At 51.6% G+C, this 13,809-nt stretch carries 16 protein-coding genes; 8 read left to right on the forward strand and 8 right to left on the reverse strand.

The window, feature by feature from the left end; translation table 11 throughout:
- The coding region (locus tag AC6F7T_RS09385) for an NUDIX domain-containing protein (protein WP_500718191.1) at positions 1-617 on the forward strand (617 nt) is incomplete at its 5' end.
- Between the two features lie 436 nt (positions 618-1,053).
- On the opposite strand, the gene AC6F7T_RS09390 is transcribed toward AC6F7T_RS09385, so the two are convergent.
- Positions 1,054-1,296 (reverse strand): CDGSH iron-sulfur domain-containing protein, encoded by a 243-nt coding sequence (locus tag AC6F7T_RS09390; protein WP_500718193.1) that lies wholly within the window; start codon positions 1,294-1,296, stop codon positions 1,054-1,056.
- Between the two features lie 20 nt (positions 1,297-1,316).
- Positions 1,317-1,892: an NAD(P)H-dependent oxidoreductase gene (locus tag AC6F7T_RS09395; RefSeq protein ID WP_500718195.1), complete on the reverse strand. Its 576-nt coding sequence runs from the start codon at positions 1,890-1,892 to the stop codon at positions 1,317-1,319.
- 24 nt (positions 1,893-1,916) lie between these two features.
- Here AC6F7T_RS09395 and AC6F7T_RS09400 point away from each other — a divergent pair, with 24 nt between their 5' ends.
- Positions 1,917-2,435, forward strand: a complete 519-nt coding sequence (locus AC6F7T_RS09400; protein WP_500718197.1) for a shikimate kinase — start codon at positions 1,917-1,919, stop codon at positions 2,433-2,435.
- Here the strand turns inward: AC6F7T_RS09400 and AC6F7T_RS09405 are convergent.
- Positions 2,432-2,869, reverse strand: a complete 438-nt coding sequence (locus AC6F7T_RS09405) for a CBS domain-containing protein (protein ID WP_500718198.1) — start codon at positions 2,867-2,869, stop codon at positions 2,432-2,434. The genes AC6F7T_RS09400 and AC6F7T_RS09405 overlap by 4 nt on opposite strands.
- A gap of 202 nt (positions 2,870-3,071) precedes the next feature.
- Here AC6F7T_RS09405 and AC6F7T_RS09410 point away from each other — a divergent pair, with 202 nt between their 5' ends.
- Positions 3,072-3,515, forward strand: coding sequence for a tetratricopeptide repeat protein (locus tag AC6F7T_RS09410; protein ID WP_500718201.1), 444 nt, complete (start codon positions 3,072-3,074; stop codon positions 3,513-3,515).
- A 31-nt stretch (positions 3,516-3,546) separates the two neighbouring features.
- On the opposite strand, the gene AC6F7T_RS09415 is transcribed toward AC6F7T_RS09410, so the two are convergent.
- A complete protein-coding gene (locus AC6F7T_RS09415) occupies positions 3,547-3,999 on the reverse strand; it encodes a tetratricopeptide repeat protein (RefSeq protein WP_500718202.1) in 453 nt (150 codons plus the stop codon).
- A 163-nt stretch (positions 4,000-4,162) separates the two neighbouring features.
- On the opposite strand from AC6F7T_RS09415, the gene AC6F7T_RS09420 reads away from it, so the two are divergent.
- A complete protein-coding gene (locus tag AC6F7T_RS09420; RefSeq protein WP_500718205.1) occupies positions 4,163-4,747 on the forward strand; it encodes a YceI family protein in 585 nt (194 codons plus the stop codon).
- A gap of 116 nt (positions 4,748-4,863) precedes the next feature.
- On the opposite strand, the gene AC6F7T_RS09425 is transcribed toward AC6F7T_RS09420, so the two are convergent.
- Positions 4,864-5,901 (reverse strand): ribonucleotide-diphosphate reductase subunit beta, encoded by a 1,038-nt coding sequence (locus tag AC6F7T_RS09425; protein WP_500718206.1) that lies wholly within the window; start codon positions 5,899-5,901, stop codon positions 4,864-4,866.
- 26 nt (positions 5,902-5,927) lie between these two features.
- Positions 5,928-8,207, reverse strand: coding sequence for a ribonucleoside-diphosphate reductase subunit alpha (locus AC6F7T_RS09430; protein ID WP_500718209.1), 2,280 nt, complete (start codon positions 8,205-8,207; stop codon positions 5,928-5,930).
- A gap of 253 nt (positions 8,208-8,460) precedes the next feature.
- On the opposite strand from AC6F7T_RS09430, the gene AC6F7T_RS09435 reads away from it, so the two are divergent.
- Complete coding sequence (locus AC6F7T_RS09435) at positions 8,461-9,372, forward strand: glutaminase (RefSeq protein WP_500718211.1); 912 nt, start codon at positions 8,461-8,463, stop codon at positions 9,370-9,372.
- 120 nt (positions 9,373-9,492) lie between these two features.
- Here AC6F7T_RS09435 and AC6F7T_RS09440 read toward each other — a convergent pair whose 3' ends face one another.
- Positions 9,493-9,723 carry a lipopolysaccharide assembly protein LapA domain-containing protein gene (locus AC6F7T_RS09440; protein WP_500718213.1) on the reverse strand — a complete coding sequence of 77 codons (231 nt, stop codon included), beginning with the start codon at positions 9,721-9,723 and terminating at the stop codon, positions 9,493-9,495.
- A gap of 331 nt (positions 9,724-10,054) precedes the next feature.
- On the opposite strand from AC6F7T_RS09440, the gene AC6F7T_RS09445 reads away from it, so the two are divergent.
- Positions 10,055-10,345, forward strand: a complete 291-nt coding sequence (locus tag AC6F7T_RS09445; RefSeq protein ID WP_500718215.1) for a cytochrome c3 family protein — start codon at positions 10,055-10,057, stop codon at positions 10,343-10,345.
- A 493-nt stretch (positions 10,346-10,838) separates the two neighbouring features.
- Here AC6F7T_RS09445 and AC6F7T_RS09450 read toward each other — a convergent pair whose 3' ends face one another.
- A complete protein-coding gene (locus AC6F7T_RS09450; protein ID WP_500718217.1) occupies positions 10,839-11,447 on the reverse strand; it encodes a TetR family transcriptional regulator in 609 nt (202 codons plus the stop codon).
- A 182-nt stretch (positions 11,448-11,629) separates the two neighbouring features.
- Between AC6F7T_RS09450 and AC6F7T_RS09455 the strand changes: the two genes are divergently transcribed.
- Together AC6F7T_RS09455 and AC6F7T_RS09460 are read left to right on the forward strand one after the other, a co-directional pair.
- Positions 11,630-12,763 carry an efflux RND transporter periplasmic adaptor subunit gene (locus AC6F7T_RS09455; RefSeq protein ID WP_500718219.1) on the forward strand — a complete coding sequence of 378 codons (1,134 nt, stop codon included), beginning with the start codon at positions 11,630-11,632 and terminating at the stop codon, positions 12,761-12,763.
- 6 nt (positions 12,764-12,769) lie between these two features.
- On the forward strand, positions 12,770-13,809 hold a 1,040-nt coding region (locus tag AC6F7T_RS09460), incomplete at its 3' end, for an efflux RND transporter permease subunit (RefSeq protein ID WP_500718222.1).

Consider the following 13,809-nt stretch of genomic DNA (forward strand, 5'->3'; position numbering starts at 1 on the left):
TTCCGTCGGGGCACGGCGCGCCGTGCCCCGACATCACACAAGAAACCATTATGCCATTTAACATCAGCGATTTTCATACCGCCCCTTTGAATCAAGGGCAATTCGTCAAACCGGTGCGCCTGCATTACCGCCAGAATGGCAATGATTGCACCTGGGAAGCCGTCAAATGCCACGACAGTGTCGCCATCCTCCTCTATCATCGCGATAAGGAGGCTTTTTTGCTGGTAAAGCAGTTCCGCCCGGCGGTACACATGAATCACCCGGTACATTTATGTACTTACGAACTCTGTGCCGGATTGGTCGACAAGGATGTGTCCCTGGGGCAGATTGCCCGGGAAGAAATCGATGAGGAATGCGGCTTTGCTGTTCCCGTGGAGAATATCAGCAAAATCAGCTCTTTTTTCACCAATGTCGGCGTCAGCGGCAACAGACAACATCTGTTTTACGCTGAAATCGACGATTCCATGAAAATTCACAACGGTGGCGGGATTCACTCTGAGGAAATCATCCTTGAGTACCTTCCCTGCAAGGACGCTCGCGCTTTCATCTATGACGAAAGCAAAGCCAAGACCCCGGGCTTGATGTTCGCCATGTACTGGTTCTGGGAACAGCGGTAACATTGCCGGCGCCGTAGCGAAAAATAACCTGTATCTGCATTATTGCTTCGGTGAGTAAATAGCCTGTCATCCCCGAATGCTTTTGTCGGGGATCCAGTCTTTAACAGCCTAAAACCTCACTGGACTCCCGCCACCCGACACAATCATTCGAGTGCAGGCTTCGCGGGAATGACGATAAGAGTTTAACTTTTGTAACTTCTTCTGAGTAACTTAAAAAAGTTGCTTTATGACAAGACGGCGCAGCGCGGCGTGCGTTGCTATTCAGCACTATCCTTGCGCCGGGTCGGGGGTCCTGTGGCAAGGGTTTTTGTCGCCATGGACGGCGACAAAAAGCGGTCATGGATGACGAAAAGCGTCCCTTGACATAGGATTCCCGACCCGGTGCTGAACAGATACTAACTTTTAACTGTTTTGTCGCCGAAGCAATAACCCCCGATTAAGGTAGTGCCACCCCGCAGGACCCATCACAATGCGGCGGGTTGTCGGTTTTCCAGCAGGTACACAGGTACACCCGTTCCCGCTCGGTAATGGTGAAGCGAATCGGTACCTGCCCTCCCGCCTGATGGTGACCATCGCAGAATGGCAGGCTGTCAGATTTTCCGCAGGTGCAGCGAAAATAGGTGCCGGGCTCCAGGGTGATAGCAATCGGCATGGACTGATCGTCTTCTGCTCTACTCATTCAATTCCTCCTTATTTTCTTTAACCACAAACTTTGCTCATCAGCCAGGACATATTTTCACCGAGGCGGGTCATGGTATCCATACCCTCCGTGTCATTAGCAACCTCACCGGGAGCACGTCCATAGGCAATATTCCAGTAACTTGAGCCGGGGACAATCATCTCATTGATGAGAAAATAGTTCTGCAGGGTCTGCAAGGCGTGCATGGAGCCTGCGCGGCGCACGGCAACCACACCGGCAGCAACCTTGCGTCTTAAGAGATGGCCATTAGCGCGGCAGACGAAACCGCTGCGGTCGATAAAAGCTTTCATTTCCGTGGTAACGTCGGCAAAATAGGTCGGTGAACCGAGCACAACACCATCGGCAGGATAAATCTTCTGCAGGATGTCGTTGAGGGGGTCTGAGTCGATAATACAGCGCCGGTTCTTGTTTTCCACGCATTTCATACAGGCGGTGCAACCACGCAGATTGGTTCCGCTCAGCTGAATAATTTCCGTGCTGATCCCGGCCGCTTCAAGGGGCTCACAGACAGTTTTCAGCAACAGATTGGTATTCCCCTGCGGGCGGGGACTACCATTAATGGCAATCACTTTCATTGACTTTCCTTCAGGTAAAAAACGATGAACAATAATATTATTTTAATCGGCATGCCCGGTGCCGGCAAAAGCACCGTCGGCGTGATCCTCGCCAAACGCCTCGGCTTTGATTTTGTCGACACCGACCTACTGATTCAGTCACGTTGTGGTGCACGCCTGCAACAGATCATCGATACGCATGGTCTGCCGCACTTCCGCGAAATCGAAGAACAGACCCTAATCGATCTCGATGTACAAAACAGCGTCGTTGCTACCGGTGGCTCAGTGATTTACTGCCCCAGAGGGATGGAGGCCCTGGCCGGCAAGGGGGTTTTCGTTTATCTGCAGGTGCCTTTGACCGACCTTGAACAACGCCTGGCCGATATGGGTCAGCGCGGCCTGGTGATGCGCAAGGGGCAAACCCTCGCCCATCTCTACCAACAGCGCGTGCCCCTCTACGAAAAGTACGCCCAGTTGACTCAGGATTGCACCAACCTCAACGCCGAACAGGTGGCCGGAGCCCTGGAAGCAGCCCTGAATCGGCATTTTTGCAGCGCCGATTAGCCGCCCGACTGGATATAGTGCGTCAACTGCTGAATCAAAAATTCCTTCTCCGAAATGGTCGCCTTCACCAGGTCGCCGATGGACACCAGCCCCACCAATTTATCATCGACCATGACCGGTAAGTGTCGGCAGCGCTTTTCGGTGACCAGCGACATACATTCATCGACCGTCCGTTCAGGGTCAACATAGAGCACTGGATAGCTCATGACGTCTTTCATCTGCAATCCCAACACCGTTTCTTTGCGGATTACCAGGTTACGGATGCAGTCGCGTTCGGAAAAAATCCCAGCCACCTTATTTGCACTATTGACTACCACCAGCGCCCCGATACCGACATTAACCAGCAAGGCCAACGCTTCCTCGATGGTTTGATCCTCACGAATCGTGACCACGCAGCTACCTTTTTCAGCCAAAATATCCTTAACGATTTTCATGCTATTCCTCCAGGCTAAAGGCAAATATCTGGTCATTTTAATGGCTTGCCAAGGAAAATCAAAGAGCAATCCGCCGCATACAAACATCAGATAGCTGATGGTACCAGGCTATCATAAAGAATGGTATCAACGAACAGATTCAGTTAGTATGATCGTTTATGGACGAATGACAACATCGTTAAAAAGAGGAACTCTGTAACCGATGCAACCGAATGAGCTCAATGATCTGCTCAACAAAGGCAGGGAAGCGGTGGAAAAGGGGTACATCCCTTCCGCCCAGGTGTTCTTCAGCCAGGTTGCAGAGCAGCACAACATCCCGGAAGTACGCAGCTATCTTGCTTATTGTCTGGCCAAAAGCCAGGGGCGAACCCAGGTTGCAGCTAAAACCTGCATCGAATCAATCCGCCGTGAGCCTGACAATCCCACCCATTATCTGCTGCTTGGGCGCATCCATCTACTCACTGACGACAAGGACAAGGCCGTACAGGTTCTCCGCCAGGGGGCCAAAATCAATAAAGATCCACGTCTTCTCAACGAAATAAACAAGATGGGGCTGCGCAAACCCCCGGTGATGACTGGTCTCAAACGCAACCACCCCCTCAACCGCTTTCTGGGAAAACTCCTTGCTCGGCTCGGACTGCGCTAGCCGTCAGGTATCTGTTCAGCACCGGGTCAAATCATCTGAATCCCAGGCGACTGAACAATTTCCCCAGGTAAACATTCAACGGATGATTGCGATCCAGCTTCTCAAAAACCGCCGTCTTGCGCATCCCGATGCGTTTTATCTCAGCGATAATTTTAGGGTTCGGCGCAACCTTAAGTCCTGCCTGGAAGACCCTGATGGCATTTTTGCGATCCCCCATCAACAGCAGAATCCGCCCCTGCAGCAGATAGTGAACCGAGTTAGCAGAATCAGCCCTTATCGATTCCTGACAGAGGATCACGGCTTCGCGCTGTTGCCGGCGCTCACGCGTGAGCCCAGCCAGACAATAGGCCCGATAGCTTTGCAGCAACGGACTGTTGGCATATTCCCCAGCCTGACTCAAGAAGGTTATGGCAAGTTGAAATGAGCCGTTTTCCGCCGCGTCAACCACCTGCTCCAAAATGTCATCAAAGTTATCAGTCTTCATATAAGCTATCCTAACAGGTTTTGTGAGGAATCGCATTCAATCACCACCAATGTTCCCGGGTCATCCAAAAAAAACTGATAATTTTTACCGGTCGCTGAAGACAAAGACCCAAAACATAACTATAATAGTCATAAATAAGCCCTGTCCCCAAAAGGAGATTCTCATGTTTAAAATATTCATATTGATTCCTGCAATATTCTTGTTTTTTGCCATCAACAGTGTTGCGGCCACCACCTACATGGTTGATGCCACCCACAGCCAGATCCATTTCAGCGTTAACCACCTGATGTTTTTCAAGGTGCGCGGAACATTCAACGAGTTTTCCGGCAGTGTGGATGTTGATCCTGTGGCCAAAACACTCACTGCGGCAGCAGCCACGATCAACACTGCAACTGTCAACACTCGTGATGAAAAACGCGACGAACACTTGCGCAGCGATGACTTTTTTGATGTTGCCAACCACCCAACTATCAGCTTTACCAGCAAGACGGTCTCGGGCGCCGGTGACAACATCAGGGTTGTCGGTGATATCACCATTCGCGGCGTGACCAAAGAAATCACCCTGAACGGATCTTTTGTTGGAGCAATGACGGATCATATGGGCAACGAACGCGCCGGTTTTGTTGCTACAGGAGAGGTAAACCGTAAGGATTTTGGTCTTAACTGGAACCGCGCACTGGAAACCGGTGGGGTTGTTGTTGGTGATACGGTAGAAATCGGCCTGGAAATCGCAGCAGTAAAACAATAAAAAGGCACATAACAAAGGGTCGGCACCGGTGCAGACCCTTTGTTATCGGTCGGGGTGCAATGTATTGCGCCCTGAATTTTGCACCGCCGCAGTTGGCGAGTTTTTACACCGCCGCGTTAAAAATCATCCCAACCGTCGAGCACCGACGACTGATTGTAGGCCGAGACGGTTGATTCAAAAAAGTTGCTCTTGACGCTCCCTTCCCCTTCCGTGTCGGCCAGTTTTTCCAGATGGAGATAGGGGTTTTTGTCGTACCCTTCATATAGCGTGCCGCTGAACCCAAGCTTGGTCCAACGTTCGTTCGCCAGCCACTTGGTATAAAGCTCGGTAGTCTCCTCGCTGATGCCGAGGATACCATCGCCGATGATGTGACGAGTCCAGCCTATTTCCTGCTCAACAGCGGTACGGAACATGGTTTCAACCTCGGCGGCAGGGAAAAACTCCGGTTCCAGTTCGCGGATCTCACGCACAATCAACTCAAATAAAACACAGTGGGTCAATTCATCACGATTGATGTAACGGATGATTTCCGAGGTGCCGAGCATCAGGTGGCGGCTGGCCAGATTGTAGAAGAAATTGAAGCCGTTATAAAAGTAGAGCCCCTCAAGCAGGTAATTGGCGATAATCGCCCGATAAAAGTGCTCCTGCGTCGGTTCATCGATAAAATCCTGGTAGATCTGGGCAATGTATTTGTTGCGCTCAAACAGCACCTTATCGGAGCGCCACTTATCGTAAATCGAATTGCGTCGATCTGCCGGGATGATCGACTCGACCGTATACTGATAACTCTGACTGTGAATCGCCTCCTGGTATTGCTGGATAGCGAGCAGCAGGTTGATCTCCGGGGCGGTGATAAAATCATTAATATTGGAGAGATTGTTGGTCTGGATACTATCGAGGAAGATCAGAAAGGACAGTATCCCGTCATAAGCCTGACGCTCTTCGACGGTCAAATGCTTGTAAGGTTCAAGATCACTTGAGAGGTCGGTTTTTTCCGGAATCCAGAAATTGGCCATCATGTTGCGGTACATGCGGTTGGCCCACTGGTAGCGGACATTATTGAGATTGAAGATATTGGTGCTGTTACCGCCGATGATGCGCCGGGTCTCCAGGGAATCATCCCCGGTCGGGTTAAACAGTTTTTTCGCTTGCATACATTTTCTCCTTGGATATAACTTTTTTACCCCGCGCAGGAGGCACACTCCTCTTTGTCTGTCATCAGATTACTGTTTTTCTGAATACTGCGCGTATAGTATATCGCCTTGCACCCTTTTTTCCAGGCCAGCAGGTGAGTCTCATAAATATCTTTCGCGGTCAGATTGTTGTTGAGGTTGAACAGCAGTTCCATGGAAATGCCCGTGTCCACCCAGGTTTGCAATTGGGCGACCAGATTGACGACATCGCGCTGATCAATATGTTTTGACTCCTGATAGTGCCAGAGTTTGTCTTTGATGTAGGGTGGAACGATAGGCACGGTACCGTTACTGTTATTATCGATATAAAACTTGCTGAAGATCGGCAACACGCTCGCGGTACAGCCCTGAACGATCGAACTGCTGGTATTGGGAGCAATGGCGGTGATATGGCTGTTGCGGATGCCGTGTTCGGCAATCCGGTCGAATAAGGCGTCCCAATCCAGCTTGCCGTGCTCTTTGAACCACTGCCGGTCGCGACAGATAATTTTTCCCTGCGCCCATTCACTCCCCTCATACAGAGGGTAAGCGCCGCGCTCTTCGGCCAGAAGGCAACTGGCCACCGTACAATGATAAGCAAATGCCTCGCCGATTTCACCCGCCTTCGCCGCCGCTGCAGTATAGGGAATATTACGCCGCGCCAGATAGTCGGCCAGCCCCATCATCCCGACGCCGACGGTGCGCAGCAGTTCATTATGCCGCTGCCCCTCGGCGACGGGCACATCGGTAATATCGATACAGTTATCCAGGATCCGCACCGAGGTTTCACAAATGGCTGACAGTTCATCGTCCTCCAGATTGGCCATATTGATCGACACCAGATTGCAGGTATGCACCAGCCCCGGCTCGACATCGCGGCACAGGGTTGTGCCGTCAAAGCGCTGTGGCCCGATGAGCGACGGCTTGACAACCGAATAGGATTCGACACACAGATTGGTACAGGGGATGATGCCGACATGCTTATTGGGGTTGGCGCGGTTGATGGTATCCTTAAAAGCAATATAGGGCATGCCGGTTTCGATCTGCACCTTCATGATCTGTTTATACAGAGATTTGGCGTTAACCTTTTCAAACAGCTCAATACGCCCGGCCTCTACCTCCAGGTACAAACGATCAAGAGCCGTCTCAAACTCTTCACCCCACAGATCAGCCAACTCAATGCTATACTTGCTGCGAATTTCATGGGGATCGAACAGATACCAGTCCTCACCGCGTTCTACCGCACGCATAAAGCGATCAGTAACTACGACCTGCGGAAAAATATCATAAGCTTTGCGCCGTTGATCACCGTTCTCAGTCTGGATTTCAAGAAAATCCTCAATATCCAGATGCCAGCTATCCAGGGCTACGGTGACGGCACCAGCCCGTTTGCCCCCCTGGTTAAAATACAGGGCGATGTCATTGACCACCCGGATATTGGGCACTACCCCACCGGCCCGTCCCAGAGAATTACGGATCCGCGCCCCGTGGGAGCGGATGCGGCTGATGCTCACCCCGACGCCGCCGCCGCCGGAACTGATTTGACCGACCTGTTCGAAGGTGTGAAAGATGCTGTTGGTATCGTCATCAAAAGCGGTGATAAAGCAACTGGACAGATTGCCGTTGGGTCGGCGCAGATTGATGAGGATCGGTGTTGCCAGAGAAATCTTGCGGCGCGCGAGCATGGTGTAGGTATCGCGCACCCGCTGTAACCGGATCGTCGAAGGCTGGTTCTGCTCGATCAGCAGGGCGATGGTCAGTAATGCCTCCTGCGGCATTTCAATCACCTGGTTATCGTATTCGAGCATATAGCGCTTGATCAGCAGGCTGATACCGGCATAGTCGTAATCGTAGTCGTATTCCTGCTTCAAAAACTGACCGGCCTTGTGCAGCTCCTTGTCGGAATATTTTTCCAGCAGCACTGGTGAATAGATCCCCTTGTCGACAAAGTTTTTTACCGTCGCACAATAGCTTGGATAGCGGTATTCGTAGGGAATGCCACGGGCAATATGAACTCGCTTGTAAAAATCCACCAGTTTCAGGCGCGCTGCCAGGATGCGCCAGTCAGGTTCCTCGATGGAGGTCAGCCGCAGGGAGGTCTCGATCACCGTTTCGTGAATTTCACCCGTGGTCATATTGTTGCGAAAATGCAGTCCGAGACTTGATTCGAGTTTGATCGGATTGATATCCAGCCCTTCGGCAGCCCACTGAATCACCTTGCGGATTTTTGCGATATCAAGGGGGGCGGATTCGCCATCCCGCTTGATGACTCGATAACGTTTTGCCATAAGCGTAGAACCTCCTGTAATGACTACAAACACAATATATTGTGGTGCTGGGTTTTGAATTATACACAATATAGACAATACTTGAAGACTAAATTTGTTATATTTCCTGAAGTCCTCCCTTGCCAGCCAAACCATAGCGCAACATGAACTCACAGACATCAACTTGCAATTGACCTCAAACCCTCTTGCCCCGTAGAGTACAGTTCGCTGTCTTTCTACCCCCATTGACCTCGCACAGAAAAAGGGTTGATCCATGTCGGTTCAGGAAATTCTCAACCAGATCCACACCAGCATTTCAGCCCGCAGCGACCGCGGTGAGGTAGCTACCTATATTCCCGAACTGGCGTCTGTTGATCCCGGCCATTTTGGCCTGGCCGTCGCTCTGGCCGATGGCAAGCACTACACTGTTGGTGATGCAGAAATTCCCTTCTCGATTCAGAGCATCTCGAAAGTCTTTACCCTGGCCCTGGCTCTGGGCATGGTTGGCGATAAATTGTGGGAACGTGTCGGCAGAGAACCTTCAGGCAACGCCTTTAACTCGATTCTGCAGCTTGAACGGGAACAGGGAATACCGCGTAATCCCTTCATCAATCCCGGCGCCATTGTTGTTACTGATGTAATTCTGGCGAGCAGCTCCCCGGCGGAAACCCTGGCTGAATTGGTCAATTTTATCAGGTACGCTGCCGATGATGGTAATATCTACATTAACGAAGCGGTAGCCCTTTCCGAAAAAACAACCGGCCACCGCAACTTTGCCCTGGCCCATTTTCTGCGCAGCTTTAATAATCTTACCCATGAGCCGGAGCTGACCCTGGGAACCTACTTTCATCAATGTGCTATTGAAATGAGTTGTCGTCAGCTGGCTTTGGCCGGGCGTTTTTTAATCAACGCTCCGGGCGTGCCGCAGCTGATTTCCCCGGATCGGGTGCGACGCATCAATGCGTTGATGATCACCTGCGGTCACTATGACGCTTCGGGGGATTTTGCCTACAAGGTCGGCTTGCCCGGAAAAAGCGGGGTCGGTGGAGGGATTCTGGTGATTGTCCCGGGAAAAGCAGCCATTGCCGTCTGGTCACCCGGGCTGACCGCACAAGGGAACTCACTGCTGGGCACCGAAGCAGTGCAGGCCCTGGCGCAACGGATGGACTGGTCGGTATTTGGTTAGACCAAAAATAACCAGGCAGCGGCTGTTCCTCAAATCCCATCCAAATTATTCAGGCAGACTCGGAGTGGTGGTGCGCCAAATTTCCAGGGTGCCACTATACACTTGCAAAAACGGCTACAGCTACGGCGCATCCGATTCCTCGTGAGGACGATGTGTTTTTCCCTTCAGCAGCAGGGTAACAATAACGCCCATGGTAAAACCGGCGGCAGCGGTCAAAAAAAGCAGCAAAACCGTCGCCATCTGCCCCGACATCCATAAAAACTGCACCCGCACCGGCGCGGTATTCTGTAAAATCACAATAGCCAGAAACATGCCGACAACCACTAACAATACCTGCTTAACGATGCGCATCTTTGATATCTCCATAAGTTTTCAATAATGAACCACCGGACCATTAAGTATAGCCTACCCTGAAGAGTAAAAAACAAAATTCCGCAGGTTCATAGAAACCTCAACATATCATGTTACTCACGGATAGTTGATGCTCTCGCAACAAGCATCAAATAGATCTTTCTGTAAAAAAAATCACCTCTAACACAACTATAACCAACTGGAATCGCGGGTAAACAACCCGACATCTGACGATGTGATGGCAGATATCTGATGAAATTATCCGTGCCAGGTGAAAGAATTCAGTCAACACAGACCACTAAGGTCACAACAACTTTAAGGAGGAAATACCATGAAAAAACTATTTGCCCTGCTCATCGCCGTCAGTCTGGTTTCTGCCGTCGCAACCCTGGTTATTGCCGACAGCAATGCCCCCGCTGAAATCCAGTACCCCACGAAACTTGGAACGATCACCTTTAACCACCTGAGCCATGAAAGCCGGACGGATTGCGCAAGCTGTCACAGCGCCGTCCAAGGGATTGAGGACAAGCAAAGAAAAGACGCGTTTCATGGTTTGTGCATCAGTTGTCACAAAGAACAGCAACAAGGGCCAACCAGCTGCAAAGACTGTCACGTAAAATAAACGTAACTATTCACTACTGTCCTTGCGCAGGGTCGGGGTTCCTGTGGCAAGGGTGTTTTGTCGCCATGGATGGCGACAACAAGCGGTCATGGATGACCCAACGGGAAACAATCGCGTCCCTTGATATAGGATCCGAAGAGCCGGTGCTGAACAGATACAAATAAACGACTTTTTATTCTGTTAACGAGATGTTCGGCTATGTATTTGAAAGAGTACAAAGGTGAGTTAAAAGGATGAAAAGGTTCATTTTCCTGATGAGCTGCCTTAGTTTCCTAACGCCGGCGCTAGGCTTCTCGTTTGAAATCAGCGTACCATCAACCACGTTTTTCTGTTCCTGCACAGCCATGCTTCCGATTCTGACGATCCGATGAAACAGAAACCGGAGTCCTGCGGCTAAACTGACCACAGTTATAAAGCCCAACATTTAAAAAGGGTGCACTCATTGCGAGGGCACCCTTTTAAAATTGCAAAACACCTGTGTCAGCGGCCAAAGCTAGCGCAGTGACACAAAGAACCTTTGGACCATTTTTCCCGCATCTCCCGGCATCTGATAAAAATCCGGGTAACGCAGATAATCGCTATATAGACCGAGCATAAAGCTGTACAGTCCAAGTGCCAGAAGGCGCGGCTCTTCACTGGGGCTCATATGGCCATGTTGCTGCAAGCGGGCGAAAAAGCGCTCCAGATTGTGCGTCATCTCGAGTTTTGATTCACGCAAACGCTCGTTGACTAATCGAGTTTCTTCGGAATATTCACATTTAATCAGTAAAATACTATAGACCCGCCTGATATGTTCATCCATATACAACTGGAGTAATGTATCGACGCAGTGTTTTTCCAGCTTGTCGAGGGCTTCAGAGGTGTCATCAGCCAGTATCCGTTTGAGAATTTCTTCAGCCGGCATCTGAACTTCTGCGTGAACGGCGTTGATCAGGTCAACCTTGTTGGCAAAATTCCAGTAAATGGCACCGCGCGTCACTCCGGCAGCACGGGCGATCTGTTCCAGGGTCGTACGCGCAATTCCCTGGTGAAAGAAAACCTCTTCAGCGGCTTCAATAATCTTCTTTCGCGTTTGTTGTGCATCTTCTTTCGAACGCCTCAATAGCCTTCTCCCTGAAAGTAAATCACATGTTTGGACCAAAGAAAAAAACGGTTTTTCTCTTTACAAACATCCATGTATGTATGCTAGCATTGAATTTTTTTTCGAGCAACGATTCTTTTCTCTCCGGATTCCCGTATCATCGGAGCAACACCTTTTAGCTTTTTTTGATTTGGAGATTGAGCATGCCCACTTTGAATTTTCAGCGCTTTATTTTTGTTAGTGCTGCCCTGATAGCCATGACATTTGGATTGACTGCGTGCGAATCGAGACAGAATCAGGGAGGAATGCAACGTCCGCCATCTCCCGTCACGGTCAGCAGGATTCAACCGACTGATACCAAACAGATTCGCACATATGCCGGTCGCGTATACGGTGCCCGCGAAGTGGAGGTGCGGTCCCGCGTCCAGGGAATCCTGCAACAACGCCTGTTCAAAGAGGGGGAAGAAGTAAAACAGGGCACCATCCTCTTCCAGATCGACCCTGAGCCCTTTCAGGTGGCGCTGGATGCCGCGAAGGCCAACCATCGTACCGCTAGCGCTACGTTAAATCAGGCTGAACGCGAGTGGCGACGCACTTCACGCCTGTATGAACAGAATGCCGTCAGTCAGCGCGAATATGACAACGCACGTTCAGCCTATGAACTGACCCAGGCCAATCAGGCCCTGGCCCAATCCCAGGTGGCAAAAGCTCAACTGGAACTTAGCTATACCCGGGTCGAAGCACCGGTCAACGGCGTAACCGGTCTTGAAACGGTCTCTGAAGGCAATCTGATTGAACGCGGCACCCTGCTCACCAATCTGGTTCAACTCGACCCGGTGCATGTGCGCTTTTCCCTGCCTGAAGCCGACGCCACCCTGCGCCGTAACGCGAATCCAGGTACAAACGGCGACATCAGCAATCACCCGGTCAGTCTGCTGACCGCGGCAGGGAGTGTCTATCCCCTCGCCGGTGAAATTGACTTCACCGCCAGCAGTGTTGATCAGTTGACCGGGACAGTGGCAGCGCGCGCGATATTCCCTAATCCGGACAAGCTGCTGGTTCCCGGACAGTTTGTCCGGGTGCAGGTGCTCCTGCAATCCTTTAAGGACACCATTGTCATCCCTGAAACCGCCGTAGTGCAGGGGCCACAGGGTCCCAGCGTTTTCGTCATAGACGATAACAGTGCCCAGTTTCGTCCGCTCAGCTTAGGGCCGGTGACTGGTGCCGGTCAGGTTGTCTTTGATGGCCTATCCGCCGGGGATCTGGTGGTCGTCAACGGTCAGGTCAGCCTCTACCCCGGTGCCCCGGTCAACATTGTCGCCGGCCTGAAGGAGTAACAGCTGATGCTCAGATTTTTTATTGATCGGCCGATCTTCAGTTCGGTTATCTCCATCATCATTGTGATCATCGGTCTGGCCGCCCTGCGCATCCTGCCGGTTGAACAGTATCCCGATGTCGTTCCGCCCCAGGTTGTGGTCAGTGCCCAATATGTCGGTGCCAGCGCCGATGTTGTTGCCGCTTCGGTTGCTGCCCCCCTTGAGCAGGAAATCAACGGCGTCGATAACATGATCTATCTGGAATCGACCGCCACCGATGCCGGCAGTTTGCAGATTACCGTATCCTTTGAACTGGGCACCGACCCTGATCAGAATGCCATCAACGTCAACAATCGCGTCCAGGCGGCACTGGCACGCTTGCCACAGCAGGTGCGGGATACCGGCGTGCGAGTGCAGTCACGCTCCACCAACCTGTTGCTGGTCGCCGTCCTCAATTCCCCCGAAGGGCGCTATGACACCCTGTTCATCAGCAATTACGCACTACTCAATGTACTGGATGAACTGGTACGGATTCCCGGAGTTGGGGGGGCTTCCCTGTTCGGCGCCCAGGATTACTCCATGCGGGTCTGGCTACGCCCGGACAAGCTCGCCCAGTATCAGTTGACCCCCACCGATGTTGCCCAGGCAATCCGCGAGCAGAATGCCCAGTTTGCTGCCGGTCGTTTGGGTGATCAACCGGCACCTGATGATCAGGCCTTTACCTTCACCGTCACAACCAAGGGACAACTGGTGTCACCCGCAGAATTTGAACAGATCATTCTGCGCTCCAACAGCGATGGCAGCACCTTACGTCTGCGCGATGTTGCCCGGATCGAACTGGGGTCCCAGAACTACGGCTTCCACGCCATCTACAACGGCCAACCGGCGGTTCCCCTGGGGGTCTATCTGCAACCGGGCGCCAATGCCCTGGAAACCGCCCAACTGGTACATCAGGCGTTTCGTGACCTGGCCGCACGCTTCCCCGCCGGGCTGGAATACCGGATCCCCTATGACACCACAGAATTCGTTGAAATTTCCATCCGCGAGGTCTTTATCACCCTGATCAT

This window comes from Pelovirga sp. (assembly GCF_059864205.1).